Genomic DNA, 22,269 nt, shown 5'->3' on the forward strand with positions numbered 1-22,269 from the left:
CGGCGGCCAGCACCGACACCGACAGGACGATCGCCCCGCCCTGCGGGGTGGCCAGGTCGCGGTCGGTGGCGGCCAGGTAGAAGACCAGGACCGGCCAGTGCCACAGGTACAGGGCGTAGGAGATGGAACCGAGGTAGCGCAGCGGCCGGGAGGACAGCAGCCGGTCGACGCCGACGGCCCCGCCGGCGGGCGCCCCCGCTGCGATGACGGCCGCGGCCGCCAGGGTGGGCCACAGCGCGGCGAAGCCCGGGAACGCCGTGGACACCTGGAGCAGCGCCCCGCACAGCACCAGCGCCGCCAGCCCGCCCCAGCCCAGGAGCAGCCGGGCGGTGCGCCCCGGGCGCAGCCCCGGCAGCAGCAGGGCCACCAGCCCGCCGAGCGCGAGCTCCCACAGCCGGGCCCCGGTGTCGAAGTACGCCCAGGGCTGGTTGGTGTGGGTCACCGCCACCGAGTAGGCCAGGGAGAGCGCGAACACCGCCGCCAGCGCCCAGAACAGCGGCCGCCGCGGGTCGCGCCCGGCCCGGCGGGCGAGCAGCACCGCGCCCGCGATGAGCGCGGGCCACAGCAGGTAGAACTGCCACTGCACCGACAGCGACCAGAAGTGCTGGAAGGGGTCGGGGACCCCGGTGCGGGCCAGGTAGTCGACCGAGTCCAGGGCCAGGTGCCAGTTGGTGTGCCCGAGCAGGGCGGCGACCGCTCCCCCGGGCGCCTCGCGCCACTGCGACTGCGGCAGGAACAGCCAGGTTCCGGCGAGGGTGACCAGGACGACCAGGGCCGCGGTCGGCAGCAGGCGGGCGGCCAGCCGGGCGAGGAACGCGCCGTAGCGGATGCCCGGGCCGGTGGCGGCGCGCAGCAGGGAGGCGGTGACGAGCAGGCCCGTGAGCATGAGGAACACGTCGACGCCGCCGGAGACCCGGCCCAGCCAGATGTGGTAGGCGGCGACCAGGAGCACGGCCACGGCGCGCAGGCCCTCGATGCCGGGCCGGTGCCCGCCGGTGCCGACCTCGACCGGCCGGGCCGGGCCGGTCTCCTCGGGGGAGGTGGGAGAGGGCACGGGTGCTCGCTTTCAGGGTGTGCGGGGAGACCGGACATCCTGCCCGACCGGGATGACGTGGGGGGATACCCCTGCTGAACGCGCCGTCACCGCTGTGTCACGAGTGCCGGGAGCAGGGCGGCGGCGGGCGGCGGGGCGGGGGTCAGGGCTTGCGGGCCAGTCCGCAGTACTGGTCCACGTGGGCGGGCTCGCCCACCTCGGTCCTGTCCGGCCGCCACAGGGACGCCGAGACCACACCCGGTTCCACGAGTTCGAGCCCCGTGAAGAACCCGGCGATCTCCTGCGGGGTGCGCAGGTGGTAGGGCAGGGCCGCGGTGTCGTTCCACCGGCGGGCCGCCTCCACCATCGGTTCGCTGGTGTCGGTGCCGTCGCACAGGGCGAAGAAGCTCCCCGCGGGCAGGGCGTCGACGTAGGCGCGGATGAGGGCGTAGGCCTCGGCGGTGTCCTCGGTGTGGCCCATGGTGCCCAGGACCGTCAGGCCGATGGGGCGGGTGAAGTCCAGGTGGTCGCGGGCGGCGGCCAGCACCTTGTCCGGTTCGCGCAGGTCGGCGTCGACGTAGTGGACGCCGCCCGCGTCGCCGCCGGTGAGCAGCGCCCGGGCGTGGGCCAGGACCATGGGGTCGTTGTCGACGTAGACGACGGCGGCGTCGGGGTCCACCCGCCGGGCGACCTCGTGGGTGTTGTTGTGGGTGGGCAGGCCGGTGCCGACGTCGAGGAACTGGCGGACGCCCTCCTCGCGGGCCAGGTGGGTGACGGCGCGGACGAGGAAGCCCCGGTCGGCGCGGGCGGCCTCGACCATCTCCGGGTAGGCGGCGAGTACGTAGTCGCCGACCTCGCGGTCCGCGGGGTAGTTGTCCTTGCCGCCGAGCCAGTAGTTCCAGACCCGGGCCGAGTGGGCCCGGGTGGTGTCGATAGGGGGCTGGTGTTCGTCGGGTGAGGGGTCGGTCATGGCGTGCGTTTCCTCCGTTACCGTGCGACATGGGCATTCTGGTGCCCGCTGGGGTGTCCGTGCAACGGGAGGCCGTGCGGCGCGGGGATTCCCGGTGGCTCGCGGCCCGGTGTGCGCAGGGTGGGCGGTACCCGGGGGGAGCGGGGACGGGGCACCTCGTACCGCCCGGGGCGCGGGGGGGAGCACGTGGACGTCGGGGTCGGGCGCCTGCGGGTGCCGCGGGCCGGGACCGGGCGGCCCGGCCGCGACCCCTGGTCCTGCTGCACGGCAGCGGTCCGGACGGCGCCGCGGTCTCCCCGGTACCGGTCTGTTGGGGCCGCGGTCCGCCGACCGCGGGGTGCGGGGTGCGGGGTGCGGGCGTCGGACCCGCCCGAGTGGGGCGGGGGTCTGGGGGCCGGGCGGGTGGGCGGGCCGCGGGAGCCGACGGCGGTCGTGGACGGGGCGATGGGCGCAGGCGGAGTGCCGCGACCGGTTCCCGGCAAAGGTGTGCGCGTTCCTCGACCTGGGCGGGTGAACGACTCCGGGGCGCGGCGGTCCCGAAGGTGACCGGACACGGAGGGCGGGGTGACCGGCTTCCCTTGCCCCGCAGGGGTTCGGGGCCGCTCGGGCGGGTACGGGTGCGCCCGCGGTGACGAACGGGCGAACAGTACGCGAAAGCGGACGGAAAGCCCATTCCCGGGACGGGCTGCCGCCCTAGGATCGTCGCGTTCGCCGGGTCACCCGGCTAGCGGCGACCGGCGGCGGAACGACTCGGGGCGGGGGCGCGCATGGGGATGGAGATCCCCGACGGACTGGCCGACCTCTTCTACGGCCTCACCGGCACCCAATGGCCGGACGTGGACGAGGACCGGCTGCGGGACGTCTCCGACATGTACGCCACGGTCGAGTACATCCTGGCGACCGAGCTCCCCGAGCTGATCGTGGTGCTGCGCCGCAAGGTGAGATCGACGTTCGACGGGCGCACCACCGAGTACTTCGAGAACTCCCTCGCCCAGTTCACCGCCGGGGAGCGGGACTACGTCGGCGAGGCCGCGACACTGGCCGGGGAGATCCGCAAGTACGCCAAGGAGTCCGCCAACCAGGTCGAGTACGCCAAGTGGATGATCATCGGCCAGCTCGTGCAGCTGGCGCTGGAGATCGCCTGGGCGATCGCGACGGCGAAGTTCACGTTCGGAGCGTCGCTCTCGTGGATCTCGGTGTTCAAGTTCATCCGCAGCCAGGCGATCCGCCGCATCCTCAACTGGCTGGTGTGGAACCTGCTGAGCCACCTGTTCGTGGCCCAACTGTTCGGCACCACCATGGACCTGCTCATCCAGCGCATCCAGATGGACCAGGGCAACCGGGACGAGTGGGACAAGGAACTCACCCGGATGGCCGCCGCGGGCGCGTTCGTGGAGGGGCTGCTGGGAGCCGGCCTGTCCATGGGCGCGGACCTGTTCCTCAGCAAGCAGCTGGCGAAGCTCTTCGGTGACAACCTGCCCGGTCCCCCCGTGCCGCCGCCGGTCCGCGACACCGTCCCCGAGCCGCCGCCCGGGCCGGTGGGCCGGGGCCCCGAGCCGAACCCGGACCCGCCGCCGCTGCGGGACGTCCCCGAGACGGTGCCGACCCCCTCACCGCGCACCCCGGACCCCGGCCCCCTGAACCCGCCGCCCGTCCGCGACGGCGCGACCGACCCGCCGGGACCGCCGACCGACCCCCCGGGGCCGCCGCCGGGCGACGGTCCCGGACGCGGCGGACCCGAACGCGACGGGGCGGGGCAGGACGGGGCGGGGCAGGACGGGCCCTCGGTGACCTGGCCGCCGGGGAGCGTCACCCCGGAGTTCAACAAGGACCTGGTGACCCTGTTCGCCCGCAACTCCAACGAGTTCACCGGGCCCGCACAGCGGTCCAACACCGCGAGCAGCGGGATCGGGCACGGAGAGCGGTTCGTCGACGGCGCCGGGAACGTGTTCGCGCGCCACTTCGGCGGCGAACTGGGCGAGGACGCCGCCAGGGCGCTGGGCCGCGAGTACGCGCAGACCCTGCTGCGCACCTGGAACACCCCGCGCGCGACCTCGGCGCTCGACGACGTGCTGGGGGGTGCGCCGCTGCCGCAGAGCACCCGGGACCACCTCGCCCGGGACGTCCCGGACGCCTTCGCCCGGACGGTGTCGGAGTTCGGGACCAGGTGGCGGGACCGGTTGACCGCACTGGGCATCGGCGCGGGCTCGGGCGCGTTCGAGGGGTACATCGGCGAGGGCCTGACCAACCTGGCCTTCTCCCCCGAGCAGCAGTGGGAGGCGTCGGGCATGTCGGCGGTGGCGGGGGCCGCCACCTCGGTCGTGCAGGACCTGGCGGTGACCGGCGGGCTCAAGGCCGTCGACGCCCTCGACGGCCTGCGCACGCTCAACGACACCCCGGTGGACCTTCCCGGCCCGGACGCGCCCGGGTCGCGCGGGCCCGCGCCGGACGGCGACGACACCCGTGACCGGCCGTCCGACCCGGGCCGGGGGGACGGGGGGAACGGGGGGAACGGGGGGAACGGGGGGACCGGGTCCTCGTCCGGGAACGGAGGGGAGGAGCCGGTCCTGCACCTGCGGGGCGGGGGCGGCGACGACATGTCGTTCGACCTCGGGTCCGGGTTCGGGTCGGACGGCGACTCCGGGTCGGACCGCGGCGACGGGGACGAGGACGGGGACGACGTGTCGGTGCTCGGCCCGTTGGACCGGTCGGACCGGTCGGACCGGTCGGAGCCCGGCGGGGCGGGCGGGCGGGGCGGCCCCGAACGGTCGGCGACCGGGGACGTCCCCGCCGGGCCTCCCGGGTCCCGGGGATCGGACACCCCCCGGACGGAGGCGGGAGCGGAGCCGGAGGGGGAGGGGGAGCGGCGGACACCGCGCACCGAGAGCACAGGCCCCGACATCCGTGACGTGCCCGTGACCGCACCGGAGGGCGGTAACGGGAGCGGACCGACCGACACCGGGCGCGGCTCCGGCACGGGTGCGGCCTCCGGCACGGCCGTGCCGGAGGGCGGATCCGGACGGAGCACCGAACAGGGTTCGGTCGCCGAGGACGGTGCCGCCGAGGACGCGCCCGCCGACTCCGGCGTGCAGGACGGCGCCCCTGCCCCGGTCGGCGGCGCCCCCGGGGGCGGTGAACGGTCCGGGGAGGCCCCCGCGGCCGCCGCCTTCACCGGTCCAGGGAACGGAGACGGCGCCGAGACCACGGGCACGGACGGGACCGGTCAGGGCGAAGACGGCGAACAGAACAGGGGCTCGGACGAGGGCGACTCCTCCTCGGCGTCCGCCGAGGAGGTCGGCCACCGGGCCACCGACACGGGGTCGGACACCAGGGAAAGCCCCCACCGTGCCGTCCCCGAGGGCGGGGGCGACGCCCCCGCCGAGGCGCCGGGGGAACAGCCCGCGCCCCCCGGCGTGCAAGCGCCGCCCCCCGGGGAGGCCCCGGGGTCGCGGGAGTCCTCGACCAACCGCGGCGGTGGCCGCGGCCCCGCTCCGGTCGGCCGGACCGACCCGGCCTCTCCGCGGGCCGGGAACGGGGGCGACGGGGACGGTACGCCGCCCGGCGCCACCCGCGAAGAAGGGGTGTTCGGCGCACAGGCGGACGGCGCCGACGGCCGCCCGCTGACCACCCCGGGCGAGGACGGTTCCGGGCCCCCGGACCGGCGGGGCGACGAGACCGACCTGGACGTCTTCTTCCGATCGCTCACACCGTCGGTCGAGTCGACCGCCGCGGAGGAGACGGTCCGGCAGTCCGACCGCACCGACACCACAGGGCACCGGGACCGGCCCGAGGAATCTGCGGACGGCGGGGCGAAGGAGGGCTCCGGCAAGAAGCCGGAGCCCCCGGACGAGGAGGCCGCCGCCACCGGGGACACCCGAGGGGAGGAGCGCGGGCGCCCCGCCGCCGAGCGCGATCCCCTGGCCGTTCCGAAGGACGGGGGGCCGCCGCTGCGCCTGGAGAGCACGCCGGAACCCGAGGAGGGCACCGAGGTCGCCCCCGAGGATCCCGGCCCGCCGCCCCCGAAGGAGGAGGCCCCCGAGGAGAACCCGAAGAAGGCCGAGGAGAGCCCGAAGAAGGCCGCCGACGACCCGCCGCCCCCTCCACCCGAGGAGGAAGAGGAGAGCACCGGCACCGAGAAGAGCGCCGAGGAGACCGGCGGAAAGACCTCCGAGGTCCCGCCCCCTCCACCCGGGGAGGAAGCGGCCGAGGAGACCACCGAAGAGACCCCGGAGAAGGCCGCCGAAGACCCGCCGCCTCCCCCGCCCGGGGAAGAGGTGGCCGAGGAGAGCACTGAGGAGGCCCCGAAGAGGGTCACCGAAGACCCGCCGCCCGGCGGGGACACCGTCACCCGCGTACCGCCGCCGCCCGACCCGCCGCCCGACCCCGCGGACCCGGGCACCCCCGCCCCGCTGCGGCTCAACTACCTGATCGACTCGCGGTGGATCGAGTCCTACGGCGTCCGGGTGGACCCGGACGCCGTCCTGGCCACGCGCCCGGGCCTGCCCCCGGACGTGCGCGCGTCCCTGCGCGCGAAGCTCGGCACCGACCCCCGGGACTTCTTCTCCCGCGACGGGGTCACCGAGACCGCCGCCGACGGCACGTCGTACACACTGCGGCTGCGCTCCGACGACGCCTGGCAGGAGGGCGGGCGGGACCGGGGCGGCGCCCCCAAGGCCAAGTACAAGGGTCTGCACGACGTGCAGACCCAGGACTCGCGGGGCGAGTCGGGGATGGTCGGCTCCGCACGCCGCCCGGTCGTGTCCTTCCAGGCCAACCTCCTGGGCTTCGAAGGCCTCCCCGCCCCGGCCGCCGGCTTCCGGGCGTCGGCCTTCGGCGGCTCCGCCGTCCAGCAGCAGTCCGGCGACTCCGGCCGGACCCAGATCCTCACCACGGAGATGACCGGGGAGGGGACGACCTACAGCACCGCCCTCACGGCCGAGTGGACCCCGCACCGGCCGCCGCCGCCCGTGACCGCGGGCCGGGAAGACCCGGACGCGGGCGTGGAGCTGGCCCCGACGCGGACGGAGTCCCGGCTCGACCGCGGTGTGGAACTCGTCCTCATGGGCGGGTTGAAGCGGCGCGACGACCTGCCCGCGCAGATCACGTTCACCGACCCCTTCCGGACACCGGACGCACCCGCGGACAGGACCGCGGACGGGGAGGGAACCGCACCCGCGGACAGGACCGCGGACGCGGAGGGAACCGCACCCGCGGACGGGACCACGGACGGGGAGGGGACCACACCCGCGGACGCGGACGGGACCGCGGACGGGGACGGGGACGGGACCACGGACGGGGACGGGACGCGCACCGAGGGCGCCCCGCCCGCGGAGGCCCCCCGGCGGTACGGCGGCTACCTGGCCAACTCCCACCCGATCTCGATCGACTCCATCACGCGCCGCGTCCCCGACCCCGGCTCGGATTCCGCGACCGACTCCGGCAGCGCCCCCGGCTCGGACTCCGGCACCGGGTCGCGCACCGGCACGGACTCCCCCGGCAACGGCCGCTCCCGGTGGCGGGACCTGCTCCCCTGGGGGTCGCGGAACCGGCCGCCGACCGAGGCACCCACCGGTCTCAACTCCTGGATCGCCGACCGCCTGGGCTTCGAGGCCCCCGGGGAGGGGTCCAACACCCGCCGCCTGCTCCACCGGCCCCGCCCCGGCAGCGATGAGCCCAAGGTGGCGACCCACCCCAAGTCCGGGTCGACCGCCCGGCGGCGCGAACTGGACCGGCGCGGCGTCCTGGAGGTGTTCGCCGACGACATCGTGATGACCCAGCTCCCCACGATGACCGACGAACCCCGGACCGTGCGCGTCCCCGACGCCGAGGGCGGGACACGCCTGCTGACCATCTGGGCGCCGCCGACCTCCATGGAACTGGTCCCGGAGACCCCCAAGGACTTCAACATGAAGTTCACCGACCGCTACGCCCGCGGCGCCTCGGTGCTCGCCAACCGGCTCAAGGGCTTCTTCGTGGCGGTGTCGGGCGGTGTGGTGACCCGGGTCCCGGGGGACGCGATCCGGGTCGACGCGCCCTACTTCGAGGCGCGCTTCCAGAAGGTGTGGGCGAAGGGCCGGGGGCGTTCGGACAACGCGTGGGACGCCCGCCTGTTCCACAGCACGGACACCGCCGTGTACCGGACCCGGCGGACGGTCGCCGTGTGGCTCGACGGCGACACCGAGCCCATGTACTTCGACGCGTCCGCCCTGGAGGCCGTCACCGCCGACGACGTCCGCCGCCTCGACGGCGACCGACCCGAGACGGCGGAGCTGGAGCGGACGGGGGACCCGTTCCTGGACCGCGAGGGCGGGCCCACCCACTTCGGCGACGCCCTGGTCCGCGACGTGACGCACGCCGACGGGTCGGAGGTGCGCTCCGAGGCTGGGGGGTTCCCGCAGTCGTTCTTCCGGGACTTCGCGCACCGGCTCCTGACGGAGATCGACCGGGAGTACCCCGGCCTGGTGCTACCGCACCTGGCGATCCCCGGCACCCCCGAGCCCGCGCGCTCGCACGCGGGCTGGAACCACCGGCGCAAGCGCCGGACCGCCGAGCTGAACACCGAGACGGTCCTGGCCCGGATCAACGCCTCCTCCTTCCGGAAGGAACGCGACGCCTGGCTGTCGGGACAGGTGGAGATCAAGCTGATCGAGACGAAGGTCCTGCCGTTCGGCAACGAGCTGCGCGAGCGCAGGTTCACCGTGCCGAAGCACATCTCGGTGTGGCCGCGGACCAGGGTCACCGGCTACTCGGAGGCGGCCGCCCCCCTCGCCGCGTCGCACACCGGCAGCACCACCGGGTCGTCGGCGGGCATCGACCGCAGGTCCGACAAGGTCACGACGGTCACCGCCGAGGGCCGGACGGGTGTGACCCTGCGCAGCATCACCGCCGGTGTCGACTCGTTCGGCACGCCGTCCAAGGCCGGAGGCGTGTACTTCCGGGCCGCCAACGAGTTCCGCTCGCGCAAGCAGAGCGGGTACGGGGTCTCGGCGACCACCGAGACCAACGTCAAGGACAAGAGCGGGAGCCGGGTCCTGTTCGCCGACATGGAGTTCTCGGCGTGGATGGGGCCCGACGACTCCGTGGTGCCGCGCTCCTCCCGGTGGGAGGCGCCGTCCCGGACGGGCATGGGACGCGAACTCTTCGGCGGCGGGGACGGCGTGCCGGATCCGGTGCGGGCCCGAGTGGAACTGCACACCCCGCGGACCGGTCGGCGCTTCACCCTCGACGCACCCCCGGAACAGCCTCCGGCGCCTCCCGGAAAACTGCCGTCGTCCCAGGCGGAGCGGCTCTTCGACCGTGGCCCCTCGGCGTTCCTCAGCGAGAATCTCGGCCTGCTCTCCCCGCCCGGCGAGCCGCCGCGGCTGGCGACCGTCACCGAGGTCGCCGAGGACACGGAGGCCCCGGACCCGGGGACCTCGGACACCGGGACCGGGACCGGGACCGGGACCGGGACCGGGACCGGGTCCGGGACCGGGACCCGGGGTTCCCGGACCCACACGACGCCGGGCGACGGGGGCACGGTCACCCGGGCCACCGACGGCGGGGCGACGCCCGCGGAACGTGCGGCGGAGACGACACCGCCGGCGGAACGGACCACCGAGACCCCGGCCGGTCGGGGCGGCCGCACCCGCACCCCCGCCCCGGAGCCGGAGCCGGAGCTGCGGATCGACCGGACCGACCGGGCGCGGCGCCTGTCGGAGCTGTTCTCCAGCGTCCAGGCGTTCAACCCGGCCCTGATGCGCCGCGGCTCCGAGATCATCACCGTGTCCTCGCTCACCTACGCGAGCCTGGACCGCGACCACTGGGCGTTCTCCCGCGCCGCGTCCTCCCGGGAGGGCGCGGCCGAGATCATCACCGACCACACGTCCTCGCAGACCCTGGCGGCCGCACCGGGGATCCAGCGGGACGGCGGCTCCCGCTTCCGGGTCCAGCTCGACGACGGCATCGCCCCGTGGCGGACCCGGCCGACCACGGTGACCTGGTACGTTCCCACCCACGTCGCGTCGGTGGTCCTGCGCGAGTTCGCGACGATGGAGCCCAACCAGGTCAAGGAGATCTCCTACGGGTTCGGCACGTCCCGGAACTCGATCTTCAGCACGGCCCTGGTCGCACGGGGGGTCTTCAGCTCCCAGCCCACCGCGGAGACGGCGGAACAGGCCCCCCGCGGTTCCTCCGCGCCCATCGCCCAGCCGGGCGCGGAGCTGCGGTACACCCCCTACGGGCACGGGCGCGGCGAATCCTCGTCCGTGGCCTTCCGCACCCGCCGGGAGGTCAAGTTCACCGGCGCCACCTTCGAGTTCGTCACCCACGGGGTCGTCCTCCAGGCCACCGAGCACAAGAAGGACTTCGACTTCCTGTTCTCCGTCCCGCGCTCGCCCGGGACCGGCGACCACACGGCGTGGGCGTCCCACGTCCGCGACGCGCAGAAGGTCATGGTCCCCGCGCTCTGGGTCTTCGCGGAGGGGCTCGTCGACGACCACCTGACCTGGGGGCCGGACGGCCGGGTCCGCAAGAGCCCGCACCCGCCGCCGCAGGGGCCGCACCGGCAGCTGGTGCTCAAGCCGGACCTGGCCGGGAAGGGCTACGACTCCCGCCCCGTCCACGTCCCCTCCCTCATCTCCGACCTGGAGCAGCGGTTGCGGCGTGGCGGCTGGGAGCTGACCACCCACTCGCGTGAGGACCTGATCCAGACGGTGACCTCCGACCTCAACCGCGGGATGACCCACCTGTCGGGTATCGAGGTGCGCGTGGTCCCGACGGACACGCGCTGGGAGTCGTCCGAGGCGACCCCGCGCATCAAGGACCGGTCACGGACGGCGACCCTGGACCTGGACCTGCGCCCGATGGGGTCCCGCGTGGAGCAGATCGGCGGGAAGATGGAGTTCGTCGACCGCAACATCAAGGTGACCTCCACCTCCGAGCAGGAGAGCTTCTTCCGGGGGTACGGCAAGGGCGCCGCCATCGACCTGCTCGCGCCGATCGGCAACCGCGAGGACCCCGGCACGGGCAGGCAGGTCGGCGCCATCAGCGCCGGCGGCACCCCCGGGTACCGGCAGCAGACACAGGTGGAGGACGCGTCCTCGCAGACCCGGGCCCGCGAGGAGACACAGGAACGGGTCGTGTTCACACCCTTCGCCGTGGTCACGACGCCGACCCGGGTGGACGCGAGCCTGCGCATCGGTGACCAGGTCTTCACCACGTCGGTCCTGGACCGGCAGGCGCAGTCGATCCACCCGCTCCCGTACCTGGAGACGCTCGGCCCCGGAAGCGGGTCCGGTCCGTCCGGGACCCGGTACACCCGCGCGGAGTTCGACCGCAGCGAGGACGGGACGTACCCGGACGACTGGGCCGCGCTGCACCGGGGCGCGGACGGGCACGGGTATCAGGACGGTGAGGCGGGGATCGAGCACGTTCCCCTGGCGATCGAGGGCGACGGGCGCGGTGTGCTCGACGCGGCGGTGGTCAACGCCGCACTCCTGGACGGGTGGTCGCGCACGGGCGGCACCGGCCTCCTCGACGCCACCGAGGTCCGGGACGCGGCCCGCCACCTGGACCGGAAGATCACGGACATCGAGCGCGCGGCGGGGATCACCGCCCGCAAGCAGGAGATGCTGCTGCTGTCCCTCACCCCCGAGGCCACGCAGGACTCCGTGGTCATCGCCGAGTACGGCGACACGGTGGTCAGGACACGGGCGCTGCTGAACACCGACGGCGCCGTGATCGAGGGGGTCAGCGGCGAGAGCCGCGCCCGCGATTCGGACCAGGAGGGGACCCGGCGGTCGCAGAACACCTCGGAGAACCGGGCGCAGAACATCGGCCTGGGCGGCCAGGTCACGGAGACCGCGCGTCCGGCGGACCGCCTCCGGGAGAACCTCGACGCCGACAACGTGGCGCTGAGCGGCGCCAAGGACGGGGTGGCCGCAGGCCAGCGCGAGGGGGCCGTGGCCGAGGGGCCGGGGACCAGGCGGATGTTCCTGGTGCGCGTTCCGGCCCGGTGGCTGGTGTGGGCGGAGCACCCGGGTTCGGACACCCCGCCGGTGGGGAGTCAGAGCGACTCCTCGGTCGTGCGGTGGATCGACGAGGACCGGGCGCGCGCCTGGGGGCTGGACATCGACGCACCGGAGATCGACCGGTACTCCGCGGCGGAGGCGGCGTTCACCAAGGCCGACGCGGCCTACATCAAGGCGCGCGGGGAGCTGTTCGAGTTCGTGAACGGGGCCGACCCCGATCTCGCCGACGACACGCTGCGCCTCGACTACCGGGAGCGGGAGGGGCGGTACCGCGAACTGGAGGAGGCCAGGAACCGGGCGATGCGGGCGATGGTCGACGCCCTGCGCGATCTGCGCGCGCTCAACCCGCGGACGGCGGGACCGCCGGCGGACGCGTCGGCGGAGGCCGAGGGCGGGGACACAGGAGGCGGGGACACAGGAGGCGGGGACACAGGAGGCGGGGACACAGGAGGCGGGGACACAGGAGGCGGGGACACAGGAGGCGGGGACACCCGCGACACCCCCACAGAAGAGACACCCACGAGAACACCGGCGGACGCACCGGCGGACACCCCCGCCGAGGAGTCCGCCGTCGCCCCCGGCGGTGACCCGTCGCAACGGTCGCCGAAGGCCGACGACCCCCTCCAGGACCCGGGCGCCTCCCGGGAGGAGAACGGCGGCGACCGCCGCGAGCGCCGGGGCGGGGCCACCCGGTCCGGCGGCCCCCACGGGATCGACGACGGGGACGACTTCTTCGTCACCGACCGGATCCCCGGTAGGCCCGCTCCGAACACGCACCTCATGACCCCGGCGCTGCCCGCCGACCCGCCCGCCGCCACGGAGGTGGACGACGGCGGATCCGACCTCTACGACGCCACCCCGCCGCGTTCCCCCCGTGTGGCCCCGGTTCGCATCCCCCTGACGGACTCGCCGACCGACCCCGCCGCCACGGACCCCGAACCGGCACATGCGAGCACCGGGACCGAGGAATCCGCCGAAGGCGAACCCCCGCCGCCGGAACCGGCGGCCACGGTGACGACCGAGGAGGAGGGCGGCACCGGCACCGGCACCGAGGGCGGGAAGAAGCCCGCCCTCCCCGCGCCGGAACCGCACACCGCCACGGCGGCCGTGGAGACCACCCGGATGGAGGAGAGCCGCGTCCCCGGGCCCCCGGCCCCCCTTCTCCCGCACGGGACAGAGACGTCCCTCACCTCGGACACCTCCGTCCGCGTCGGCCTCGGAGCCCACGGGAGCGAACGCGGCACGGACCCGGCCGATGAGGCGGTATCGACCACTCCACCCGCTCACGGCCTGGGCCGCACGGACGCCGCCGGCATCCTCCGCTTCCCCGACGAGAGACACGTCAACGACTACGGCGACCTCCTGCACGACCCCGGCTTCAACCCCAACACCTACGACGCGCTCCCACCCCGGACACGCAGATACGTCGACGCCTACACCGCCGAGAGCTGGATCGCCGAGTTCTCCCGCCTCCGGCCCCTGGACGAAGCGACCGTCCAGGCCGAACTCGACCGGCGCCGGGAGGAAAGCCGCACCCACCCCGGCTGGACCCTCTACGAGATCAACAACGACCGCTGGCCCGCCCTGGAGATCCTCCCCCGCCTGCTCGACGGCGGACGGCTCACCCCCGAACAGGAGCGGGTCGTCCGGAGCGTGCTGGACTCCCCCCACCCGGACGCCGCCCTGGAGAACCTCCGCGGCGACGCGGGCCCCGCCGGGCTGATCGCCGACACCCTCCGCGACAAACGCGGACGCGGCCACTACCCCGACGCGGACGACGTCCTGGGCATCATCGACCACCTGGACCGCGCCACCGCGCCGCCCCTGCCCGAAGGAGTGGAGGCCGTACGCGGCGTGTACGGCTTCGAACACCTCGCCCCCGGCACCACCACCGACCCCTCGCCCCTGGTCGGACGGACCTTCACCGACCCCGGCTTCATGTCCGTCTCCCTGGGACCCCGGCCCAGCGCCGCCGGCGGCTCGGCCACCGACCTGGTCCGCTTCACCCTCCCGCCCGGGACCCGGGGGCTGTGGGTCGGCGACCGCAGCCTGCACCCCGGCGAACGCGAGATCGTCCTCGCCCGCGACACCACCTACCGCATCACCTCCTACGAACCCCGGGGCCGCGGACACATCCTCCACGCCGAAATCCTGCCGCCGGGGCACACCGCACCGCCGCCGACCGAGACGACGGAGGAACCGGACACCGGTGAGGGGGAGCCGCCCACGGTCATGTCCCCCGCTCCGCCCGGCCCGCCTGGGGCGTCCGGGGCGTCCGGGGCGACGGGAACGCGGGGCGGGGGCGGCCTCCCGGGACCGACACCGCCGGGCCCCGCCGGCACCGGGTCCGGTACCGAAGCCGGCACCAGCGTGCCGCACCTCCGGGAAACCCCGCCGGAGCCCCCGGTCGACTCCTCGCCACCGAAGTTCGGCGAGGACCGCCAGGCCACGCTGAACAGTATGTTCTCCCAGGCGCTGACCCCGCCGTCCCCGCTCCCCGGCGGTACCGGACGCACCGGCCCCGCCGCCGAGGGGGGACGGCGCGAACGAGAGGCCTCGGAGGTTCCGAGCCGGGTCCAGGTCCCCGCATCCGAAACCTCCGACGGTGACGTCCTGTCCACTCCGCCGGAGGCTTCCACCGGGCGGACCGCCACCGAGGACGTACCCACCCCGGCACCCTCAGAAGGCGCGGAGGCAGGTGAGACCCCGGCCGTGCCCGAGGGGGACTCCCCTCTGGAGACCGTGACGACCGTTGTGGCCGCCGAAGGGACATCGGGCGACGGAGGCGGAGACGGAGACGGGAACGGGGTGGCGAGCGGATCGGACGGCACGACCGCCCTGGACAAGGGCAAGGCCCCGGAAGCGAGCGTCTCACCTCCCCGCTTCGACTTGGGCGGCACTCCCTGGTCCTCCGCCGAGGACGGCACCGTCCTCTTCGAGGGGGCGCCCTTCACGGGCGAGGTCGTCGACGACCGGCCCGACGGAACGGTGCAGTCGCTGACGACCTACCGGGACGGTAGGAAGGACGGGCCGTACCGGGAATGGCACCCCAACGGCACGCTCCGGACCGAGGGTCGCAACGACCTGCGGTACGGCGCGGCGGGGGTCTGGCGGGAGTGGGACGCGAGCGGTCGGCTGGTCTCGGAGAAGTCGTTCGGCGAGGACGGGGAACTCGCCGCCCTGCGCCGTTGGGACGGGGACGGGCGTCTGCTGGAGGAGAAGGTCTTCCGGTCGGAGTGACCCGCGTGCCCCGGTCCGCGGAACCGTTCCGACGGCGGGGCCGAGGTCGGTCTTCCGGTCTCCCGAATGCGTGAACTCCGGTAGGGGTCGGATGGGGGCGGCCCGTCCCGCACGGCGTGCAGGCGACCGCCGCCCCTCCGGGAACACGGCGGCGGGCGTTCGGGGCGGATCGCTAAGCTGCCGGGCATGGCGATCATGCAACCCGTCTTCCGTGAGTCCGACGGCGAACGAATCCCCGGCGAGAGCCGACCGGCGTTCATCCGCAACGGCGGCTCCTACTACCTGACCTCGTTGAAGATCTACGCCGACGGGTTGGTGGACTGCTGGGGCCTCGTGGATCTGGCGGGGTTCGCCGACCGGCTCGCCTCGGGGTGGGTGGCCACCGAGTTCGAGGCGGGGGCCGGGGCGTCAGCGCACGGTATCGGTGAATGGCGGTTCGCCGACCCGGTCTCCTACACCGACGCCGACTGCCTGCTGGCCGAGGTCCGGGACACCGTCGAGGAGCTCAACGGACGTCCCACCTCCTCCGACCGCTGCCTGGTCGCGCTGGAGGCCTACCTCGCCGACCCCGATGAGTCCCGCCGGGCCGCACTGCGCGCCGCCTACCTGGAGATCCCCTGGACGCAACGGGTCTACCTGCTGGGGGACATGGACTCCAAGGACTGGCCGGTCCAGGTCCTGGCCTTCGGCCCCGGCGGCACCCTGACCGGCGTGTTCGAGGGCGCGACCGTCACGGAGCGGCAACACGGGCAGGCCCTGGAGTACTTCGCCCGATGGACCGCGCAGCGGGAGAGCACCCGCGCCGACACCGGGCTCGACGGCCGATGGGAGCCCCGGGCCGAGAGCGTCGTCCTGGAACAACGCCACTTCGGGAACGACGGCACCCGGCCCGAGCCGCCGATCCTGGCCCTGCGCAACGACTTCCCGGCAGCGGTGAACGTCGACGGGGCCGTGTATCCCACCGTGCTGCACGCCTACCGGGCGGCGTCCGTCGCCGATCCCGCCGCACGGGAGGCGATCCGCACGGCCGAGAGCCTCGAACAGGTCGGACTCCTGGTGCGGGGGACACCCCGCCGCCCGGACTGGGCCGTGGCGCGTACCGCCGTGATGCTCCGGTTGCTGCGCGCCAAGTTCGAGCAGCACCCCGACCTGGCCGAGGTCCTGCTGTCCACCGGTGACCGGACGATCCTGTACGACGATGTCGGCTCGCCCCGGTACTGGGGGCGAGCCGGAGCAGGAGCCGGGGGCCGCAACTGGGCGGGACGGCTGCTGGAGGTGGTCCGCGCCGAACTGTGCGCCGCCCGTGCGGGCATCTGAGACCGGCCGCGGTCCGCGGCACCTGCTGGGAGCGCGATGCCTGGAAGAACCGGGCCTCGCCGCCACCGATTCGGCTCGGCGCCTGACTACAGATGCCGCCACGGCTTTTCGCGGCCACCCCCGACGCCGAGGTCATCACCGGCTTCCCCGGGGTCGGTGAACCGGTCGGTGCCCGGGTGCCGGCCGAGATCGGCGATGACCGGACCCGGTTCGCCGACGCACGCGCGTTGAAGGCCTACGCCGGATCGGCCCGCGTCACCCGGGCCTCCGGGCGTTGCCACAAGGTCATGCACCGCCGTGTCGAGAACCGGCGCCTGGCCGCCGCGGGCTGCGCCTGGACCTTCGCCGGTCTCCAAGGCCCCGGCCCGTGTGCCCGCTACGACCGGCGCCGCGAGGCCGGAGACCGCCACGCCGGCGCTCTGCGCAACCTGTTCGACAGGTTCTCGGGCCGCCTGTTCCACCGCCTCCGGCACGGCGTCCCCTGCAACGCGTCCCCTGCGACGCGTCCCCTGCGACGAGGACACCGCCTTCCCGAGCCCGCTCACACGCGAGCTGCACGTCGTGGCTCGACACCTTGGAACGCCCCGGCCCGGTCGCTCCCGGGTGCGGTTGTTAGGGTGTTCCTTCCCCTGGGGGTCCGGTTTTTCGGTGGAGGGTCCATGCTGCACGTGACGAAGCTCTTCGTCGTCGTCGGCGTCGCGATCGCCCTGTGCGGTCTGGTGCTGGGGACGGTCCCCGACGTGGAGCCGGGGATGGAGTGCGAGTCGGTGTACTCCCCGGAGTCCGAGGGGTACCTGGTGTGCGTGGAGCGCGGGTCGGGGCACCTCGTGTGGCCGTGGCCGTTGATGCTGGCCGGGGGCGCGCTGGCGATGGGCGCGGTCCTGGTTGACCCGGCCTTTTCCGCCAGGGCGCGTCCACGCCGCGGCGCAGCTTGACCCCGGCTCGGGTGGTCGTCGGCGCGCACGAGGAGGCGAGCGCATCCCGGCTCCCCGAGGGTCCCGCCCACTGGCATCTTCGCTGCGCCCAACAGTTCGGTCGGGCACGTTCCGGGTGCTTCCGGGCCCGGGTGGTGGGAGGGGAGTTGGCGGTGAGCGATGAGTCGCATGAGGTGCGCTGGTTCGCGCCTGCCGAGATCGAGTCCCTGCCGATGCACCACACCCAGCGGCTCCGGGTGGAACACTCCCTGGGGGACGATCCTCCCCATACCGGTTGAGGCTGCTCCGAGGTTTTCCGCGCCCGTTACCGACAGCCTGCATGTGATGATCGCCGAGGACGGCGTCCGAGAGGCCGCCCTGGATGGGGTCACGTCCCCGGGAGTGGTGTGATTTTCGCGCGGGTGCGTCCTTGCGGGTCATCGTGATGGTCGGCCGAAACCGGTCGGGCCACCGCGTACCGGCGGCCCGCTGACCGGGATGAAGAAGCCGCCGGAGGCGGCGGTGCGCCGATCCGCCCGGCACCGCTGACGCGCATCCGTGGGAACAGGGCCGGAAAAGTCACACCACTCGGTGGGACACCATCCTGGATGGACCTGCGCGCAGCCCACCCACCACTGCCGCTCACCACTCGGCAACCATAGAAGCATCCTCCGGCGCGGGCGAGCAGTACCGGCCGGGGTTGCACCGCCTGTGGCCGGGGTGACAAGCGAGGTCTGAGCAACCGCGGCTTTGCAGTCACAGCGTTCTCTCCGTGGACATGTGTGGCTGAGCGTGCCGCCGGTCACCGACCCGTCCCCTGAACCAACCCCCACCACCCGGGGTGTGAGTCGAACGCGACCGCCCGGTGCGCTGCCGAGCGCCGACTGCGTGGGGACGGGTCGACGCCCGGCCCGGGTCTGTACCTTCCCAAGCGGTGACCGGTGGAGCACAACGCTTCCGAGAGAGCGCCCGCACACCGCCCTTTCCAGGTGGTCGGCGTCTTGGAAACCTCCACGTACCTCTCACCCCCAGCGGCCGGGGTTCCGTTCCGCTCTACCGACACCCCCTTCGGCCGGGGCCGGAGGACTCTTGCGGCCTCTACCCCCTGGGGCGGGGGCGGCCAGGGACGTGGCCGGGCTGGGGCTGAGGGCTCCGGATCGGGCGGACACCCCCTACGGCCAGGGCCGGAAGCCTCCTGCCGCCTCCACTCCCCTGGGGCACAGGCGGCACGATGTCCTCCGGTCGGGGTCGGGGACTCCGGGACGGCAACGTGGGCACCGTTCGCGACGAAAGCGCACGAGCGGTGTCCGCCCCGGGACGCGACTTCCCGCGTACACCCGCGCGTCGCCGGGCGCACGTACGCCGATCATTCGGCGGTACTAGAACGTGGCCAGGGGATGCGTGCGGTTCCGGTCAGGCGGGGCCGCGCCCCCGTACGGGAAGGAACGCCGATGTCCTACGACCACCTGACAGTGCTCCCGGAAGATATGGCGCGGGCCGGTGAGGAACTGCGCGAGCCCGGTCGGCTGGTGCGCGAGGCCTTCACCCGGCTGCGGACGGCACGCCAGTCCCTCGGGGTGATCTGGGGGTCGGGCGATGACATCTCGGACGCCCTCACCAAGAACCTCACCCCCATGATCGAGACGCTGGACGAGTACGGCGAGGCCCTGCCCACGGCCTTCGACCAGGCCGCGGACCGGACGCTCCAGATGGCCCGCAACTACGAGGTCAGTGACGACTACGCCTTCGATGTCAGCAGTGACCTGGTGTCCGGCTCGGGGCACGGCGGGGGCGGAGGCGGTGGGGGCCGCTACTGACGGCACGGTCCCGTGCGGGACGTACGGGAACGGCGATGTCGCGGGGCGCTCCCCTGAGGGGACCGCCCCGCGGTGTTGCGCGCCGGGGTGCGGGTCAGCCGTCGTCGCGCGGCTTCCAGGTACGGCCCCGGCCCGCCTTGCGGGGCTTGGCGGGCTGGGGGCGGTAGGCCGGGGAGGCTTCCTCTTCGGCCGCCGGAGCGGGCTCCGCGCCGCGCGGCTGCACCCGGTCTCGGACGGCCGCCTTGCCGCGCGGGCGGGCGGCGGCCGCCGACGGGGCCGGTGCCGGTCGGGCGCCGGGAACGGAGGTCGGACCGGCCGGGGCCGGTACGACCGTGGGCGCGGGCTCGGTGCCCTCGTGTTCCGGGGATTCCGGGCGGTCCACGCGCACCACCCGGACACGGCCGGCCTTGCGGCCGGGGGCGCGTTCGTGGCGGACCCGGGTCCGCTGCTCCTCCTTCGGAGCGGGGGTCGCGGGGGTGGAGGGCTGGGGCGGGGCGACGGTCTCCGCCGCCCCGGCGCCGTCCGTGTCGGGGCCCGCGTCCCGTGCGCTCTCCGGGGCACCGGCCTGCTCGGGTTCCGGAGCCGGTCCGGGGCGGCCCGCCGCGGCGGCACGCGCGTCCGCCTTGGGTTCCGGGGTTCCCCCGTCCCTGTTCAGGGCGGCGAAGGCGTTCTCTTCCCCGGTGGAGTCACCCGAATCCCCGGCGGGGGCATCGGCCTCCGCGGGCGCGCCGTCGAAAGTTCCGTCCCCGATGGCGGTCGGGGTGGCGGGCGCCTCGGTGTTCCCGTCGAGGGAAGGGGCAGCGTCGGGTTCCGGTGTCCCGGCCTCGCCGGGCACGGGTTCCGGTTCGGCTCCGGCCTGCTCCCCTGTTCCTGTGTCCTCGTCCGCCGCGGCGGCGGAACCGTCCGTCTTCACGGGGTCCGGTTCGCGGGTGGCGGGTGTCTCCTCCGCCCCGGCCTGCGGCGAGACCGTGTCCGAGGCCGGGGTCTCGTCCCACCAGGAGTCGTCCTCGGCGGTGTCGGCGTACTCCCCCTCCCGGAGCGCCCGGAAGGCGGCGTCCACGGCGGCCCCGCCGTCCGGGACGGGTTCCGGGTCCGCCGATGGCTCCGGTCCCGCGTCCGCCCCGGAGGATTCCGCGGCCTCCTCGTCCCAGGCGCGGACGAGCCGCTCCCAGGCGGCCTCGTCGCCCACGCGGACGAAGGCGTCGTCATCGTCCCAGTCCTCGGCGACCAGGACCGGGCGCTGCTCGGCGGCCTCCCGGTTCCGGGGAGAGCGCACCGGCCGCTCCGACACCGAGTGGTCCGCCGCGTGGTGGGCGTGCACGGCCTCGTGCACCTCCTCGGCCGTCGAGCCCGGCCAGGAGCAGTGGAACAGGGTGGCCAGCGGCTGGCTGGTCTGCGAGATCAGCCCGTCCGCGTCGACCGTGCAGTTGCCGCCCAGGGGCCAGCTCCCCAGGATGACGGCGGTGACGCCGCGGTGCTGCCCGTGCAGCAGCAGGCCCGACAGGGCGTGCTCGTGCCGGGCTTCGGGCGCGGAGATGACCAGGGCGAGCGGGGCCCGGTCCTCCTCGGCCATGGCGTGGAGTTCGGTGGCGAGCACCGCCAGCGCGTCCTCCGTTCCGGGGACCAGCGTGACCGGCTCGCACGGCCGGTCGCGCAGCAGGTCGCGGCCGGTCTCGCCGAGCAGCCGGACGGCCTCGTCCTCGGTGATGAGGATCCGCACCGCGAGGGGTTCGGCGGGGTCGAGGGCGTTGGCGATCAGGCGCCGGGCCGCCCCGTCCGCCCCCTTGCCGGTGAGGCCCAGGCCGGGGACGTGGTCGAGTTCGACGGTGACCCGCTCGTCGATCTCGTCGCCGGGCTCGGGACGCGGCGGGACCGGCGGCAGGGCCAGGCGGCGCGGGCGGCCGGTGAGGCGCCGGGGCAGGCTGAGCGCCATCCTGGGCACGAAGGAGCCGCGCTTGCCCAGGAGGTAGCCCCCGGCGAGCCCGGCGAACCCCACGACCCCGGCGACCGCGCCGTCGGGGATCTCCAGGACGACGACCCGGGGGCCGTCCTCGTCGACGGCGGCGGCGTTCTCCACGGTGATGAGGGACCGGTCGGCCTCCTCCGCGGCCGCGCCGCCGGTCTCCTGCGGCGTCTGCTCCCCGTCGGCCTCCTGCTGCGGTGCCGGGGCGGGCGCGGGGGCGAGGGTGTAGGCGATCTCGACCCGGCGCTGGCTCTCGACGGGCCCCTCCACCGGCTGGTCGGAGCCCCTGCCCTCGACCTCGGTGTCCGGGGCGTCCTCGCCGAGTTCCTCCTCCAGGTGGTCGGCCACCGCCTGGGCCCGTTCCCGGGACAGTTCCCGGTTGCGGTCGGCGTTCCCGCTGGGGTCGGCGTGCCCGGTGATCGTGACGGGGACGTCCTCGTCCCAGTGGTCCCCGAGCATCTCGACGGTGGGGGCGAGGTCCTCCCGCATCCGCTCGGTGAGTTCGGCGGACCCGACCGCGAACCCGCTGACGGTGCGGGTGCGCTCCACCGGTCCCTGCTCCGCACTGCTCGGGGCGGCGGGGACGCCGTCCTCCCGGTCCGGGGTCCGCTCCTCCTGCCGCCCGTCGTCCTCCTGGGTGGCGGTGTCGGCGAAGGCGGCGGCGGGGGTGACCGCGGTGGCCGCGACGGCGGTGGCGGCGATCGCCTGGAGCGGCCCGAACGGGCGCAGGCGCAAGGGGACGCCGCGCAGGCGGGCCACGGCCTCGGCGGCCAGTGCCAGGGCGAACATCCCCCACAGCGCCCACAGCGCGGTGATCAGTACGGCGGCGGGCACGCCCGGGGGCAGCCGCCAGCCGCGCAGGTGGGCGAGGGCGACGTCCCAGGACGGGAACGTGTCGGGCCAGGCGGCGTGCCACAGCAGGGCGTAGGGGACGCCGATGAGAAAGGCCAGCGCGAACGCGGCCGCGCCGAGCCTGTTCAGTGGATGCATGTCCGCCTCACAAAG

General features: G+C 74.7%; 8 protein-coding genes and 1 pseudogene. 6 read left to right on the plus strand and 3 right to left on the minus strand.

Features of this window, described 5'->3' with window-relative positions:
* Positions 1–1,054: acyltransferase (locus QJS33_RS24620; RefSeq protein WP_306370448.1), on the minus strand; the 1,054-nt coding region annotated here is incomplete at its 3' end.
* Between the two features lie 142 nt (positions 1,055–1,196).
* Positions 1,197–2,003, minus strand: a complete 807-nt coding sequence (locus QJS33_RS24625; RefSeq protein WP_306370449.1) for an SAM-dependent methyltransferase — start codon at positions 2,001–2,003, stop codon at positions 1,197–1,199.
* A 767-nt stretch (positions 2,004–2,770) separates the two neighbouring features.
* Between QJS33_RS24625 and QJS33_RS24630 the strand changes: the two genes are divergently transcribed.
* From QJS33_RS24630 to QJS33_RS24655, 6 genes and pseudogenes are all read left to right on the plus strand, one after another.
* Positions 2,771–15,253: an ADP-ribosyltransferase gene (locus QJS33_RS24630; RefSeq protein WP_306370450.1), complete on the plus strand. Its 12,483-nt coding sequence runs from the start codon at positions 2,771–2,773 to the stop codon at positions 15,251–15,253.
* A 186-nt stretch (positions 15,254–15,439) separates the two neighbouring features.
* Complete coding sequence (locus tag QJS33_RS24635) at positions 15,440–16,570, plus strand: NADAR family protein (protein ID WP_306370451.1); 1,131 nt, start codon at positions 15,440–15,442, stop codon at positions 16,568–16,570.
* 92 nt (positions 16,571–16,662) lie between these two features.
* Positions 16,663–16,875: pseudogene (locus QJS33_RS31450) on the plus strand (transposase); the annotation flags it as partial.
* Between the two features lie 354 nt (positions 16,876–17,229).
* Positions 17,230–17,505 (plus strand): hypothetical protein, encoded by a 276-nt coding sequence (locus QJS33_RS24645; protein ID WP_306370466.1) that lies wholly within the window; start codon positions 17,230–17,232, stop codon positions 17,503–17,505.
* Positions 17,506–17,657: 152 nt separating this feature from the next.
* Positions 17,658–17,783, plus strand: coding sequence for a hypothetical protein (locus QJS33_RS24650; RefSeq protein WP_306370452.1), 126 nt, complete (start codon positions 17,658–17,660; stop codon positions 17,781–17,783).
* 1,152 nt (positions 17,784–18,935) lie between these two features.
* On the plus strand, positions 18,936–19,301 hold the full coding sequence (locus QJS33_RS24655) for a hypothetical protein (protein WP_306370453.1): 366 nt from the start codon (positions 18,936–18,938) through the stop codon (positions 19,299–19,301).
* A 94-nt stretch (positions 19,302–19,395) separates the two neighbouring features.
* Here the strand turns inward: QJS33_RS24655 and QJS33_RS24660 are convergent, their stop codons facing one another.
* Entirely contained in the window at positions 19,396–22,254 is a 2,859-nt protein-coding gene (locus tag QJS33_RS24660) for an OmpA family protein (RefSeq protein ID WP_306370454.1), read from the minus strand.
* Positions 22,255–22,269 lie beyond the last annotated feature (15 nt).

The organism is Nocardiopsis sp. CC223A (assembly GCF_030766825.1).
Taxonomy (GTDB): Bacteria; Actinomycetota; Actinomycetes; order Streptosporangiales; family Streptosporangiaceae; genus Nocardiopsis.

Coding starts and splice junctions, on each gene's coding strand:
- QJS33_RS24625 (WP_306370449.1), bottom strand. CDS start 2,003: ATGACCGACCCCTCACCCGACGAACACCAGCCCCCTATCGACACCACC.
- QJS33_RS24630 (WP_306370450.1), top strand. CDS start 2,771: ATGGGGATGGAGATCCCCGACGGACTGGCCGACCTCTTCTACGGCCTC.
- QJS33_RS24635 (WP_306370451.1), top strand. CDS start 15,440: ATGGCGATCATGCAACCCGTCTTCCGTGAGTCCGACGGCGAACGAATC.
- QJS33_RS24645 (WP_306370466.1), top strand. CDS start 17,230: ATGCTGCACGTGACGAAGCTCTTCGTCGTCGTCGGCGTCGCGATCGCC.
- QJS33_RS24655 (WP_306370453.1), top strand. CDS start 18,936: ATGTCCTACGACCACCTGACAGTGCTCCCGGAAGATATGGCGCGGGCC.
- QJS33_RS24660 (WP_306370454.1), bottom strand. CDS start 22,254: ATGCATCCACTGAACAGGCTCGGCGCGGCCGCGTTCGCGCTGGCCTTT.